A 13,785-nucleotide genomic window follows, 5' to 3' on the forward strand; every position below is an offset into this window, starting at 1 on the left:
GCATTTCTGTTGGGCAGGCGCCGGTCCCGAGTAGATGGCGCGCCGCCCCGGCCGGCGGCAGCGCTCCTCGTAGGGTTTTGCTTTCCGGGCAAGGCTGTCGGCCGGGTGTCAACCCATCCGGCACCGCCAGGCCGCGCACGGGCGTGATCGTAGGCGGCGGCCCTCACCACCCCGTGAAAGGAATGTCGTGCATCTTCGTCTCCTGCTGGCCGGCACGACGCTCGCGTCAGCACTGTGGTCCTCGGTAGCCGGTCAGCCGGTCGTCAGAGCGGTGGGGGAGTTCCAGTTCGCTTACACGATGCATGGCCACGGCGACTACACGGCGACCCTCGTCGATCCTCGAGTGGGAGTGTGCATCGACGCCTCGATCGTTACAGACGAGGCCCAGCCTCCGGACGCGGTGCAGAACGCCATGAACTACACGGACACCGAAGCCACGATGTACCAGGGCGCGTTCTGCTCCGGCGAGCGAGTAGCGATCGGCGCGCAGACGGAGAACCACACGTTCTACTTCAGGTCGGTGAGGTTCGGAGCGCCGCTCGAGCCCAGTGCGATCCGGTCGGCAGCGCGGACTGCCGGATCCGCATGCCCCTGGGAGCACACCGCCGATGGGCCGTGTGGATCAGCGGCATTGACTCTTCCAGGGGCCGATCCCTCCTCGACGGCGAGCCCTTTTCGTGAAGAGGCCGCGGTGTTGGCTACGAAGGAGTCAGGCAGCGGAAAAGGTACCCGGGAGAGGTAAATGGAGCAGCCGCAGGCGGCCGAAGGTGCGGGGACGGGCTCTCCTCCCCTCTCGACCGACCGCAGACGCCTCCTCGCACTCGCCGCCGCGTCCGTGGGTGCCGCCCGCTTCCCTGGCGCCGCCGTCGCCGCGCACGCCGTCCCGCGCTGCGGCCTTGACGTGGCCGCGGAGAACGCCCTCACCGGCATGGCCGACTGGCGTGTGACCCGTACGGGAGCGGCCGGGGACATCGAGGGCTTCGCCAGCCGGGTCAGCGTTCTGCCCGGCGAACCAGTCGACTTGCACGTATCGACCACCGCGACCAGCTACACCATCTCCGCCTTCCGCATGGGCTGGTACGGCGGCACCCGGGGGCGCCTGGTTTGGCGGTCCTCACCGCTGCCCGGAGCAGTGCAGCCTCGGGCCGTAACCGACGCCGAGACCCGCATGACCCACGCCGACTGGCAGCCCTCCGCCCGGCTGGACACCGCCACCTGGCCCGAAGGCTGCTACCTCCTGCGCCTGGAAACCGGCGACGGCCGTGCGCAACGATACGTACCGCTCACCATCCGCTCCGCCTCCACGACCGGCCGCCTGGTGATCGTCAACTCCGTGGCGACCTGGCAGGCGTACAACCGCTGGGGCGGCGCCGACCTCTACAAGGGGACCACCGGGAAGAAGGCTTCGCGTTCCCTGACCGTCTCCTTCGACCGCCCCTATGCCGGCGGCCGGGGATCCGGTCAGTTCCTCGTCTACGAAGCCCCGCTCGTCGCACTCGCCGAACGCATGGGCCTTGCCCTGGCCTACACCACCGGACTCGACATCGCACGAGACCCGCAACTCCTGCTCGGGGCGGCCGCGGTCCTTTCCCTGGGACACGACGAGTACTGGAGCCCGGAGCAACGGCTTCATGTAGCCAAAGCGCGAGACACCGGTACCAATCTGGCGGTCCTGGGCGCCAACTGCTGTTATCGCCGCATCCGCTACGAGCCCTCCCCGCTCGGCTCCCACCGGATCGTGGTCTGCTACAAGGAGGACTACGCCCGGGACCCGGGCTACCGACGCGGACTACCGCCGACCAATGACTTCCGGCGCTCCCCGGCGGCCGACGCCGAGAGCAAGCTCCTCGGAGTCATCTACGACGGCTACCCGGTCGATGCCCCTTACGTCGTCACGCACCCCCACCACTGGCTGCTCGCAGGGACCGGCGCCCGGCTCGGCGACTCCATCCCCCACCTCGTCGGGGTCGAGTACGACCGGGTCAACACCGGACATCCCACCCCGAGACCGATCGAGATCCTCTCGCACTCACCGGTGGTGCGCAAAGGACACCGGGGCCACGCCAACTCGGCCTACCTGACGCTGCCCGGCGGCGCAGGAGTCTTCGCCACCGGCACCATGCGCTGGGTCGAGGCACTGGACGCGGGCGGGCCCGGCGGCACCACCCACCACGGTTTGGACGCGCGGGCCGGCGCGTTCACCCGCGTCGTCACCGAGAACGTCCTACGCGCCTTCGCGCAGGGCCCGGCCGGGACCTGCCGCCCGGCGGCCGACAACGTGGCCAGCCACTACCCGGCAAGCCCGGCGGCCGCCACACCCGCCCCGTAGTTCTCCCCGGCCCGAACCCGGACTCCGCGAAGCCGTGTACACCCCGAAAGGCCGTCATGCGCAGACTCCGTACCTCTCTCGTCGTCCTCTCCACCCTCGTCACGCTCACCGCACTCGCCCCCGCCGCCCACCCCACATCCGCCCGCACACCGGGGGCGGGTACCAATATCCTCGTCGTCGGCATCGACAGCCGGGCAGGCCTGTCCAAGGCCGAGAAGAACCGCCTCAACGTCGGCGGCAAAGGGTGCAACTGCACCGACGTGATGATGCTCGTCCACGTGTCCGCCGACGAACGGCGCGCCAGTGTCGTCTCCATCCCCCGTGATTCCTACGTCACGTACCCCGAGGACAAGACGCCCGCTCGCTCAGGCAAGATCAATGGCGCCTATGCCATCGGTGGGGCCGCTCTCACCATCCGCACCGTAGAAAAGGTCACAGGTCTGCGCGTCGACCACTACCTCGAAACCGGATTCACCGGCTTCGAACAAGCAGTCAACTCCCTTGGCGGTGCCGTCATCTGCACCACCAAGCCCCTCCAGGACGTCAACTCCGGCCTCGACATCACCACCGGTGTCCACGAGGTCGACGGCCGGGGCAGCCTCCGCTACGTCCGCGCCCGCCACATCGACAACCCCGGCGATCTCGGCCGCGTCCGACGGCAGCAGCGCTTCACCACCGACCTTCTTGCACGCTTGACCGCCCGTGATGCCCTCTCCGGCCCCCTCGCCGCCGCACGGACCGCGCGCACCCTGCTGAAGTCCGTCCGCACCGACCCCGGGACCAGCTTGGAGGATTTGGTCCGCATCGGATGGGCCCTGGGTCGGCTGAAGCCCAGCCAGAGAGAGTTTGCCACCGTCCCGATCAGCGTTTTCGACCACCGGGTCCCGGGAGTCGGCTCGACGCTGCTGTGGGACAAAACCCGCTCCGACGCACTGTGGTCCGCCCTCGCCGCAGACAAGCCCATCACAGGCGACACCCGCATCCAGCCGGCATCCGGTACGCCCGCCAGACCGGAAAAGGTGCAAGCCCGCGTAGACGACGCCGCTGTGGCGCTGGCTCTGCGAGCCGCCGGTTTCCAGGTCACCGACACCTCCGCGACTGCACCGGCCACACGCCCCGCCGGCCCGCCCGTCATCCGGTACACCCCCGGCGCCGAATACGGCGCGACCACCCTCGCCACTGCCCTTCCGGGAGCCCGTCTCGAACGCGTTACCGGACATGACGCAGTTTTCGACGTCGCGCTCGGCACCAGCCCGGTGACTGTCCAAAAGGTCCACTACGACCGCAACACCATCGAAGGCGCCCCCGCGGCCGGTCACCAACTGGGCTGCATGGACGGCCGGCTTTGACGGTCCATCCGGCTCCATTTTCAGGTTCCGATCCTCCCACTGACTTGCGCAGCAGGAACGGCGATACCTGATCGAGCCCGGGACTACCCGCATGGGTGCCGGCGATCCGTGTTCTCGCGAGACCCCGCCCAACGCCTCTGTTTGTACTTAGCGGCGGTAGCTACCCCCTGTAGTCCTCCAGCAGCCGCAGCCAGATCTCGCTGATCGTCGGGAACGCCGGAACCGCGTGCCACAGGCGCTCGATCGGCACCTCGCCCGCGACCGCGATGGTCGCCGCGTGCAGGAGCTCGGCCGCGCCCGGTCCGACGAAGGTGACGCCGAGCAGGATCTCGCGGTCCAGGTCCACCACCATGCGGGCCCGGCCGCGGTATCCGTCGGCGTACAGGCCCGCTCCGGAGACCTTGCCGAGGTCGTGGTCCACGGCCCGGACCCGGTGGCCGGCGCGCTCCGCCTCCGCGAGGGTCAGGCCCACCGATGCGGCCTCCGGGTCGGTGAACACGGCCTGCGGGAGGGCCTGCGTATCGGCGGCGTGCGCGCCCCAACGGTCCGTGTCGAGCGGTGCGTTGCCCGCCGCGCGGGCGGCGATGACGGCGCCGGCGATCCGGGCCTGGTACTTCCCCTGATGGGTGAGGAGCGCCCGGTGGTTCACGTCGCCGACCGCGTACAGCCAGTCGATCCCCGGGACCCGGCAGCTGTCGTCCACCGCGATCCACTCGCCCGGGGTCAGCCCGACGGTGTCCAGCCCGATGTCCTCGGTGCGCGGGGAGCGTCCCGTCGCCACCAGCAGCTCGTCGCCCTCCAGCGTCTCGCCGCCTTCGAGCACCACCGTGACCGGCCCGGTCGAGCCGTCCCGTACGACGGACTCGACGGCCACTCCCGTACGGACCACCGCGCCCGCCTCGCGCAGCGCCTCGGCGACCAGTTCCCCGGCGAAGGGCTCCATGCGCGGCAGCAGCCCGGAGCCCCGTACGAGCAGGGTCACCTCGGAGCCGAGGGCCTGCCAGGCCGTGGCCATCTCCGAGGCCACCACCGACCCGCCGACGATCAGCAGCCGGCCCGGCGCCGCCCGCGCCGAGGTGGCCTCGCGGCTGGTCCACGGCCGGGCGTCTTCGATGCCCGGCAGGTCCGGGACGACGGCCCGGGTACCGGTCGCGACGACGACCGCGTGCCGGGCGGACAGCACGTGGTGCTCCCCCTCCGGGCTGGTGACGGCGACCTTGCGGACTCCGTACAGCCGCCCGTGGCCCCGGTACACGTGGGCGCCGACCGACTCCAGCCAGTCGATCTGGCCGTCGTCCTTCCAGCTCCCGGTCCAGTAGTCCCGGTGCGCGAACACCGCTTCCGCGTCCAGTGGACCGGCCACGGACCCCGCGAGGCCGGGCACCCGGCGCGCGTCGGCCCGGGCCAGCGCCGGGCGCAGCAGCGCCTTGCTGGGGACGCAGGCCCAGTACGAGCACTCGCCACCCACCAGCTCGCTCTCGACCAGCGCCGTGCTCAGCCCGGCGGCGCGGGTCCGGTCCACGACGTTCTCGCCGGCCGGCCCCCCGCCGAGGACCACTACGTCGTACTCCACCGCTTCGCTCATCGGGCCAGTCTCACCGCACGGCGGGGGCCCGTCACGCAATCAGGCGTCCGGCGTGCCGGACTCAGGCGTCCGGCGTGCCGGGCTCCTCGGCCGCGCGGCCGGCGGCGCCGCCCTGCTCGGCGGCGATCTTCGTCCGCACCTCGTCCATGTCCAGGGCCCGGGCCTGGGTGATGAGGTCCGTCAGCGCCGCCTCGGGCAGCGCGCCGGGCTGCGAGAAGATCGCGACCTGATCCCGGACGATCATGAGGGTCGGGATCGAGCTGATCTGGAAGGCGGCGGCGAGCTCCTGCTGCGCCTCGGTGTCCACCTTGGCGAAGAGCAGGTCGGGATTGGCTTCGGCCGCCTTCTCGTAGACCGGTGCGAACTGCAGGCAGGGACGGCACCAGCCCGCCCAGAAGTCGATCAGGACGAACGAGTTCTCGCTCACCGTCCGGTCGAAGTTCTCCTTGGTGAGTTCGACAGTAGCCACGGTTTTCCAGACCTCCAGAGTGCTGTGCTGCTTGGTGCTGTGCTGCTTGTTTTCCCTGAACGAACGACCGGCTCGAAGCATTCCTGACCGCGCACAACGGGCTCATGAACCACACCGGCCCCGTCTCCCCCGATGACGCCACCGCGGCCACCGCCCCGCACACCGTGGAGTTCCTCCGGCGGCTGTAACGTCTCCGACGACTACGACTACGGCTCCGGCTCCGGCGACGCGCAATCCGGGGCCGGGGCCGGGTCTCCGGGGAGACCCCCTAGAACGGATGCCCGCCCGGCGTGGCGCGGAGCGTGGTCCAGCGCAGCTCGGTGAAGGCGTCGAGGTTCGCCTCGCCGCCGAAGCGGGCGCCGGTGCCCGACGCGCCGACTCCGCCGAAGGGGGCCACCGCCTCGTCGTTCACCGTCTGGTCGTTGACGTGCGCGATCCCGACCGGGATCCGCCCCGCCAGGTCCAGCCCGCGCGCCGCGTCGCCGGTCACGATCCCGAGGGAGAGCCCGTAGGGGCCGGCGGAGGCCAGCTCCACGGCCTCGTCCTCCGTCGCGAAGGACCGTACGGGCGCCACCGGACCGAAGACCTCCTCCGCGTAGGCGGGGCTGTCGTCGCCGGCGCCCGCGAGCACCGTGGGCCGGTAGAAGAGGTCCTGGTGGGCGCCGCCCGTGACGAGCTTGGCGCCCTGTGCGGTGCTGGCTTCCACCAGGCCGTGGACCCGGTCCAGCTGGGACCGGTCGATGAGCGGCCCCAGGTGCACCCGCTCGCGGTACGGGTCCCCGACCGCGAGCTCCTCCGCGCGCGCGGCGAGCCGCTCCACGTACTCGTCGTAGAGCGAGGCGTGCACGAGGTGCCGCCCGGCCGTCATGCAGATCTGGCCCTGGTGGAAGAAGGAGCCCCAGGAGGCCTGCGCGACGGCCGCCTCCACATCGGCGTCGCGGAGCACGACGAGCGCCGAGTTCCCGCCCAACTCCAGGTGCGCGCGCTTGAGGTGACGGCCCGCCAGCTCTCCGACGACCCGGCCGCTCGCGGTGGATCCGGTGAACGAGACCACCCTCACCAGGGGGTCGGTGACCACCGCCGCGCCCGTCCCGGCGCCGCCGGGCAGGACGTGCAGCAGTCCGCCCGGCAGGCCGGCCGCCGCGAAGACCGCGGCGAGTGCGAGCCCGCCGCTGACCGCGGTACGGCGGTCCGGCTTGAGGAGCACCGCGTTGCCGAGGGCCAGCGCGGGCGCGACCGAGCGGATCGAGAGGATCAGCGGTGCGTTGAAGGGCGCCACCACGCCCACCACGCCGACCGGTTCCCGGCGGGTGAAGGACAGCCGCGGGGCCTCGCTCGGCAGCACCTGCCCGGCCGGGCGCGAGGCCAGGGCCGCGGCCTCGTAGCACTCCTGCGCGGCGACGTGCAGCTCGAAGTCCGCCTTGCCGGGGATGGATCCGGACTCCCGGACCAGCCAGTCCCGCAGCTCGTCGGCGTGGGCGGTGAACAGGTCACCGGCCCGGCGCAGCACGGCCGCCCGCTCCATGTGGGTGGCCCGCGCCCAGTCCCGCTGGGCCGCGTGGGCCCGTACGGCGACCTCCGCGACGTCGGCCGGGGCGGCCAGGTCGATGGTCGCGAGGGTCTGGCCGGTGGCTGGTTCGACGACCGGGGCGGTACCTCCGGTGAGGGTGGGTCCGTCCTGCCAGAGGGTCGGATCGAGGAACGGCATGGCGCGGGGCCTCCGGATGCGGGGGAGCGTGGCGGGGGGGTGGCGGCAGCACGCGCCATCGTGCCACCCCACCGCTCCTGAGGCATCAATTCTCCTCACCTGCAGAGCAGTTACCGCCCGACTATGACCGGAAACGATCGATCACCCGGAGTCGGGTCGGTCAGCGCTCCAGAACGAGGGCGATGCCCTGCCCCACACCGATGCACAGGGCCGCGATCCCGGTACCGGATCCGGCCGCCGCGAGCTGGTGCGCCACCGAACCCGCCAGCCGGGCGCCCGAAGCACCGAGCGGGTGCCCGATCGCGATCGCCCCGCCGCGCGGGTTGACCACGGCCGGATCGAGCTCGGGCCAGGCGGCGAGGCATCCCAACGCCTGCGCCGCGAAAGCCTCGTTGAGTTCGAAGGCGGCCAGATCGGCGAACCCGCGGCCCGCCTTGGCGAGCGCGCGCTCGACCGCCTCCACCGGCCCCAGGCCGAAGAGCTGGGGCTCGATGCCGGTGACGGCCGACGCGCTGATCCGGGCCAGCGGCTCCCGCCCGGTCGCGGCGAGGCCCTCCTCGTCCGTCAACAGCAGTGCGGCGGCCCCGTCGTTGAGCGGCGAGGCGTTGCCCGCCGTGACCGTGCCGGTGCCGTCGCTCCGGAAGGCGGGCTTCAGGCGCGCGAGCGCCTGGGGGCCGGAACCCTCGCGGATGCATTCGTCGCGCAGCAGGTCCACACCCGCGTACGGGACCACCTCGGCGTCGTACTGCCCGGCGGCCCAGGCGGCCGCCGCCTTGCGGTGGCTCTCCAGCGCGAAGGCGTCCTGCGCCTCGCGGGTGATGCCGTGCTTGTCGGCCACGAGCTCGGCGCCCTCGCCGAGCGAACCGGCCCATTCCGCGGGCATCCGGGGGTTGGTCATCCGCCAGCCGAGCGTGGTGGACCACATCTGCTGGTGCCCGGCGGGGAAGGCGCGCTCCGGCTTCTGCACCACCCACGGGGCCCGGCTCATGGACTCGACACCCCCGGCGATGGCGACGGAGGCGTCGCCGAGCGCGATGGCGCGGGCCGCCTGGACGACGGCTTCGAGCCCGGAGCCGCAGAGGCGGTTGACGGTGACCCCGGGCACGGTCACGGGGAGCCCGGCGAGCAGCACCGCCATGCGGGCCACGTCGCGGTTGTCCTCGCCCGCGCCGTTGGCGTCTCCGAAGACGACGTCGTCGATGCGGGCCGGATCCAGTGCGGGCGTACGGTCCACGAGCGCGCGCACCACGTGGGCGGCCAGGTCGTCGGGGCGGACACCGGCGAGGGCGCCGCCGAACTTCCCGATCGGGGTGCGGACGGCGTCGACGACGTAGACGTCGCGGACGGTACGGATGCTCATGGAGTCCCTCCGGGGCGAGCGGGAGGCGGCGCGGCACACCGACACCGCTGTCCGGCCCGGCGCACGCTCCGCCCGCGCCCGGTGGGGCGCGCCCGAAGTCTCCGTCCCGCCGACCCCGCTGTCAACGGCCCCCAGCCCACACCGGGGCCCGGACCTGCGCCTGCCGTAAGTCTGAGCCGGCGGGCTGGATTGCCCGTAGGGCAATTTCAGCCCCGCCGGCGTTTGAGGCGCGGGGTCTGGGGCGGAGCCCCAGGAGCCTGGGCGCAGCCCCGGGCCCTCACGCGCGACGAGCCGGCAGCCGGGGTCTGAGGGGCAGCCCGGCCGGAGCAGAGCGACAAGCTCACGTCGAGTCCCGCGGCACCGCCACCGCAGCCATCAGGTCATGCCTGCGCACCGCCGCATCAGGCTCCCGTACCGCCTGGTCCAGCAGCGCCGCCAGCCGCTCCCCCGTCGGCATCTCGATCTGCACCGTGCTGAGCCTCGGCCGCAGCAGCCGACCGATCAGCAGGTCGTCCGCGCCCATGACGGCGACGTCCTGCGGCACCCGCAGCCCCACGTCCTGGAAGGCCCGCATCAGCAGCATCGCGTACTCGTCGTTGTACGCGAACGCCGCCTCCAGCCCCAGCGACCCCCACCGCTGCGCCAGCTTCGCCGCCGACTCCTCCGAGTAGGCCATCCGCAGGGCCACGATCTCCGCCCCGGCCACGGACCGCGCGCCCTCCAGCCGGGGCCTGGAGAACAGCCCCAGCCCCTCCTCCTCCGGCACGACCACACCGATCCGCCGCCGGCCCCGCCCCACCAGGTGCTCCGCCGCCCGCGCGCCGACCTCCGCCTGGTCCATGACCAGCGCGTGCGCACCGGCGACGGCTTCCGGCCCCATCGTCAGCACCGCGCGCGCACCGGCCCGCTTGAGCGTGGCCACGTTGTCCGGGGACAGGGTGATCTCCCCGAGGGAGAGCACCGCGACCGGCCGCAGTTCGGCCCAGGCCCGTGCGGCCTCGTCACCGGTGAGGCCGAGGCTGCCGTACTGGACCACCGTGTAGTCCAGGCTGCGCAGCGCCCACTGCAACTCGTTCAGGAAGGTGCTGTACAGCGGGCCGATCGGCACGTGCGAGGTGGGCAGCAGCACGATGCGCGTGTGCCCGGCGCGCAGGCTGCGGGCGGCCGCGTGGGGGACGTAGCCGAGCTCCTCGGCGGCCTCGCGCACCTTGCGGCGGGTCGGCTCGCTGATGCGTACGGCCTCCGCGTTGTTCAGGACGTACGAGACCGTCGCGCGCGACACTCCGGCGAGACGGGCGACGTCCGCGCTGGTCGGCACGGGCGGGGCCGCCGGTGACGGCGACGTGGGGGGCTTCGGCGGCTTCGATGACTGAGACATTGCCGTGGCATCTTTCCAGACCGTTTGTGCCCAGGGGCTAGCGGATGGCCGGAAACCAATGCTACACAGTGGTTACACGATTCACTGACACGTGTAACCAGGACGTCACCCCAGCTCCATCGAGGGTGTCTCCACACGTGCCGGTGGCGTGTCCAGTCGTGCCGCCGCCCTGCCGCGTTCCGTCGCACCCCCGCCGTCGTGACAGGGCGGCGCGCACTTCTCCCCACACCCCTACACCCCTCAGTGCACCCCTCCCACCCCTCCCGTACCCCTCGCCCCTTACCAAACTGCCCAGGAGGGCACCGTGGCCCTTTCCTCCCCCGGCACCGGCACCGCCGCCGCCACCACCGACGCGCCCGCCTCCCGGCGCGGCCTGCTCCCCTTGCTGCTCGTCGGCAACGGCGCCATGTACGCCCTCTACATCGGCGTCGCCGGCGTACTCCTCGCCCTCCAGGTCGAAGACATCGACGCGGCGAACAAGGTCGCCAACTTCGGCCTGATCGCGGGGGTCTCGGCGATCTTCGCGACGGTCTTCAACCCGGTCGCGGGCGCCCTGTCCGACCGCAGCGGACGGCGCAACCCCTGGATCCTGGGCGGTGGACTCGCCGCGATACCGGCGATGTTCCTGCTCGGCGCCGCGGACACGATCCTGCTCATCACCATCGCCTGGTGCCTCGGCCAGGCCGTGATGAACATCTACCAGGCCGCCATCACCTCCGTGGTCCCCGACCGGGTGCCCATGAGCGCCCGCGGCAAGGCCTCCGCGGCCGTCGGCCTCGGCCTGCCGCTGGGTTCGACCGTCGGCGCCCTGATCGGCGCGGCCTTCTCGGACGACTACCGCACCGGATACCTGATCTTCGGCGCGCTCGTCGCCGGCGCCGCCGTCCTGTTCACCACCTGCACCCGCGAGGAACGGCGCCCGGCCAAGCCCTCCATGCCGGTCAAGGCGCAGCTGGCCGCCTTCGCGAGCGCCCTGGCGGACCACGACTTCCGCTGGGCGTTCATCGGGCGGGCCCTGCTGGTCCTCGGCTACTTCGCGGTGAGCGGCTACCAGCTGTACATCCTCCAGGACCACACCGTGCTGCCCGAGGGCATGAAGCCGGAGGCGGCGGTCGCCATCATGATGCCGCTGACGAGCGTGGCGATGGTCGTCTCCACCGTCCTCGGCGGCTGGCTCTCGGACAAGTACGACCGCCGCAAGCTCTTCGTCGGCGCCTCCGCCCTGCTGTCCGCCATCGCGCTGGTGATCCCGGCCCTGTCGACCAGCTGGACGGCCATGCTGGCCTTCGCAGTGATCAACGGCCTCGCGTTCGGCTGCTACATGGCCGTGGACACCGCACTGGTGACGATGGTGCTCCCCAAGGCGGAGGACGCCGCCCGCGACATGGGCGTACTCAACATCGCCAACGCCGGCCCGCAGATCGTCGCCCCCTTCATCGCCTCGGTGATCGTGTCCGTGAGCGGGGGCTACACGGCCCTGTTCATCGCGGCCGCCGCCCTGGCGGTGGCGGGCGCGGTGGCGGTCAAGCCGATCCGCAGCGTCCGCTAACGGCTCAGCCACCCCACACCCAACCCAAACACTCCCTCACCCACCACCCCTGACGCTGAAAGGCACCACCGTGCAGCTCCACACCCACACCTGGGGCGAAGGCGACCGCATCGCCCTCCTGATCCACGGGATCATGGCCGACCACCGGACCTGGCGCCGGGTCGGACCCGCCCTCGCCGAGCGCGGCTACCGCGCCATCGCCGTGGACCTGCGCGGCCACGGCGCCAGCGGCCGGGGCGAGTACAGCCCGGAGGCCTTCGCCGACGACGTGGTCGAAACCCTCCCGGCCGGAGCCGAGCTCGCCATCGGCCACTCCCTCGGCGGCCTGACGCTCTCGAAGGCCGTCGACCGCCTGAAGCCGAAGCGCGCCGTGTTCTCCGACCCGGCCTGGCACCTGGCAGAACTGGGCGAGGGCTTCGGACCCGAGATGTTCGCCCAGTTCAAGTCCGCGCCCAAGGAGCAGATCCAGGCGATGAACCCGCGCTGGGAGGAGGCCGACGTAGACGTCGAACTGGCCACCCTGGCCGTCTGGGACGAGGCCACCGCCCTGAGCCTGACCCCGCTGATGGGAACGGACCTGCTGCCGGCCGCGCCGGTGGTCCCGTCCCTGGTGCAGCTGGCCGACCCGAGCTTCCTGATCTCACCGGAGCGCGCGGCGGTCCTCAAGGAGCGCGGCTTCGAGGTCCGCTCGGTCACCGGCGCCGGCCACACCATCCACCGCGACGACTTCGACGGCTTCATGGCATCGCTGGAAGGCTGGCTCTAAGGACCGGCCCCACCACCTGGGGGCCTCCTCCCCGCCACTCAACACCCCGCCCTCCCCGCAGAACTCCCCGTGCGGCCGTGAGGGCGGGGTGACGCATCGCGGCGTAACGAACGGGCCCGCGACCAACCACGTCTCCCCCTCTGATTCACTCGGTCGCATGGGGACTGGAACACTCATCGACCGCACACGACGGTTACTGGCACACGAGCGGCGCCAACTGGCGAGCCTCGGCTTATGGATGGTGCGGCGCACGCACGGAGTGGGGGACGCGGACATCGCCGTCCGATACGCGCGGGCTCAGGCCCCGATGGCGTACGGGCTGGTGTTCCTGTGCGCGATCGAGACGGTCGGCGTCTCGATCATGCTTGCCCCTTATCCCGTCGCCCACTTGGTCATGCTGCCCGTCGACCTCTACACGGTGCTGCTCGCGCTGGGGCTCCACGCCACCGCCGTCACGCGCCCTCACGTCGTAGGACCGGGCGGCCTGCGGATACGGCGCGGCGCACGGCTCGACCTGCTCATACCGCTGGACCACATCGCGTCCGCCCGGTACGACCTCCGTTTCCCGAACGCGAACGACCCCGATGACGGCGTGTTGGACGTGGCCATCGCCTCGCAGACGTCGATCACCATCGAACTGGCCCACCCGGTCACCCACGTAAGCCTCTTGGGCCGGCGCAAGCAGGTCCACACAGTCCGCTGCCACGCCGACGACCCCCGGACGGCGGTCTCGGCAATCAGCAACCTGCTGCCGATCGACAGGTGACCTCCGCCGTCCGAAGGAAGCGGTCGTCACCCGCGTCAGTCGAGGACGGCCGTGGCTTCGACCTCGACGAGAAGATCGGGTTCCCCCAGCGCCGCGACTCCGAGCAGCGTGATCGGCTTGACCGGGTCGATACCCAACTTGGCCGCCGCCCGGGCCACGCCCTCCCCCAGCAGCGGCATCTTCTCCGGGCTCCAGTCGACGACGTAGACGGTCAATTTCGCCACATCGTCGAAGGATCCGCCGATCTCGGCCAGGGCGGTGCCGATGTTGAGGTAACACTGCTCGACCTGAGCGGCGAAGTCCCCCTCACCGACACGGCGCCCCTCGGCGTCGCGCGCGACCTGACCTGCGAGGAACACCATCTTCGACCCGGTGGCGATCGAGAGCTGACGGTATACGTCGGGTTTCGGCAACCCGTTGGGATTGACCAGCTTCACGGCCATGACGGCCTCCGTAAGTTGTTAGGCGGCCCGGGAGGGCCGGATGTGGCTAATGACGGCTTGCCAGTCGTGGCTCGCAGGGAGTG

Annotated in this window: 12 protein-coding genes; 6 read left to right on the top strand and 6 right to left on the bottom strand. The window is 71.7% G+C overall.

What is annotated here, in order from left to right:
* Positions 1-187: 187 nt before the first annotated feature.
* Genes MTF69_RS37745 through MTF69_RS37755 form a run of 3 tightly spaced genes read left to right on the top strand, consistent with a single transcriptional unit; the run spans position 188 to position 3,678 of the window.
* Positions 188-742 (top strand): hypothetical protein, encoded by a 555-nt coding sequence (locus MTF69_RS37745; RefSeq protein ID WP_243341103.1) that lies wholly within the window; start codon positions 188-190, stop codon positions 740-742.
* Entirely contained in the window at positions 743-2,329 is a 1,587-nt protein-coding gene (locus MTF69_RS37750) for a N,N-dimethylformamidase beta subunit family domain-containing protein (RefSeq protein ID WP_243341104.1), read from the top strand. It abuts the gene before it with no gap.
* A 56-nt stretch (positions 2,330-2,385) separates the two neighbouring features.
* Entirely contained in the window at positions 2,386-3,678 is a 1,293-nt protein-coding gene (locus tag MTF69_RS37755; RefSeq protein ID WP_243341105.1) for an LCP family protein, read from the top strand.
* A gap of 160 nt (positions 3,679-3,838) precedes the next feature.
* Here the strand turns inward: MTF69_RS37755 and MTF69_RS37760 are convergent, their stop codons facing one another.
* The 5 genes from MTF69_RS37760 to MTF69_RS37780 all read right to left on the bottom strand — a co-directional run bounded on the left by MTF69_RS37760 (position 3,839) and on the right by MTF69_RS37780 (position 10,178).
* Entirely contained in the window at positions 3,839-5,263 is a 1,425-nt protein-coding gene (locus MTF69_RS37760; protein WP_243341106.1) for an NAD(P)/FAD-dependent oxidoreductase, read from the bottom strand.
* 61 nt (positions 5,264-5,324) lie between these two features.
* Positions 5,325-5,813 carry a co-chaperone YbbN gene (locus MTF69_RS37765; RefSeq protein WP_243341107.1) on the bottom strand — a complete coding sequence of 163 codons (489 nt, stop codon included), beginning with the start codon at positions 5,811-5,813 and terminating at the stop codon, positions 5,325-5,327.
* Positions 5,814-6,000: 187 nt separating this feature from the next.
* Positions 6,001-7,440 carry an aldehyde dehydrogenase family protein gene (locus tag MTF69_RS37770; RefSeq protein ID WP_243341108.1) on the bottom strand — a complete coding sequence of 480 codons (1,440 nt, stop codon included), beginning with the start codon at positions 7,438-7,440 and terminating at the stop codon, positions 6,001-6,003.
* 160 nt (positions 7,441-7,600) lie between these two features.
* The gene (locus tag MTF69_RS37775) at positions 7,601-8,800 is read right to left on the bottom strand and encodes a thiolase family protein (protein WP_243341109.1); all 1,200 of its coding nucleotides are present in this window, start codon (positions 8,798-8,800) and stop codon (positions 7,601-7,603) included.
* Between the two features lie 340 nt (positions 8,801-9,140).
* Positions 9,141-10,178 (bottom strand): LacI family DNA-binding transcriptional regulator, encoded by a 1,038-nt coding sequence (locus MTF69_RS37780; RefSeq protein WP_243341110.1) that lies wholly within the window; start codon positions 10,176-10,178, stop codon positions 9,141-9,143.
* A 304-nt stretch (positions 10,179-10,482) separates the two neighbouring features.
* On the opposite strand from MTF69_RS37780, the gene MTF69_RS37785 reads away from it, so the two are divergent.
* The 3 genes from MTF69_RS37785 (at position 10,483) to MTF69_RS37795 (ending at position 13,259) form a co-directional block, all read left to right on the top strand.
* Entirely contained in the window at positions 10,483-11,727 is a 1,245-nt protein-coding gene (locus MTF69_RS37785; protein WP_243341111.1) for an MFS transporter, read from the top strand.
* Positions 11,728-11,797: 70 nt separating this feature from the next.
* Positions 11,798-12,493: an alpha/beta fold hydrolase gene (locus MTF69_RS37790; protein ID WP_243341112.1), complete on the top strand. Its 696-nt coding sequence runs from the start codon at positions 11,798-11,800 to the stop codon at positions 12,491-12,493.
* 157 nt (positions 12,494-12,650) lie between these two features.
* Entirely contained in the window at positions 12,651-13,259 is a 609-nt protein-coding gene (locus MTF69_RS37795) for a hypothetical protein (RefSeq protein ID WP_243341113.1), read from the top strand.
* Between the two features lie 35 nt (positions 13,260-13,294).
* On the opposite strand, the gene MTF69_RS37800 is transcribed toward MTF69_RS37795, so the two are convergent.
* A complete protein-coding gene (locus MTF69_RS37800; RefSeq protein WP_243341114.1) occupies positions 13,295-13,702 on the bottom strand; it encodes a RidA family protein in 408 nt (135 codons plus the stop codon).
* Positions 13,703-13,785 lie beyond the last annotated feature (83 nt).

The sequence above is a fragment of the Streptomyces sp. AP-93 genome, assembly GCF_022808175.1.
Taxonomy (GTDB): domain Bacteria; phylum Actinomycetota; class Actinomycetes; order Streptomycetales; family Streptomycetaceae; genus Streptomyces.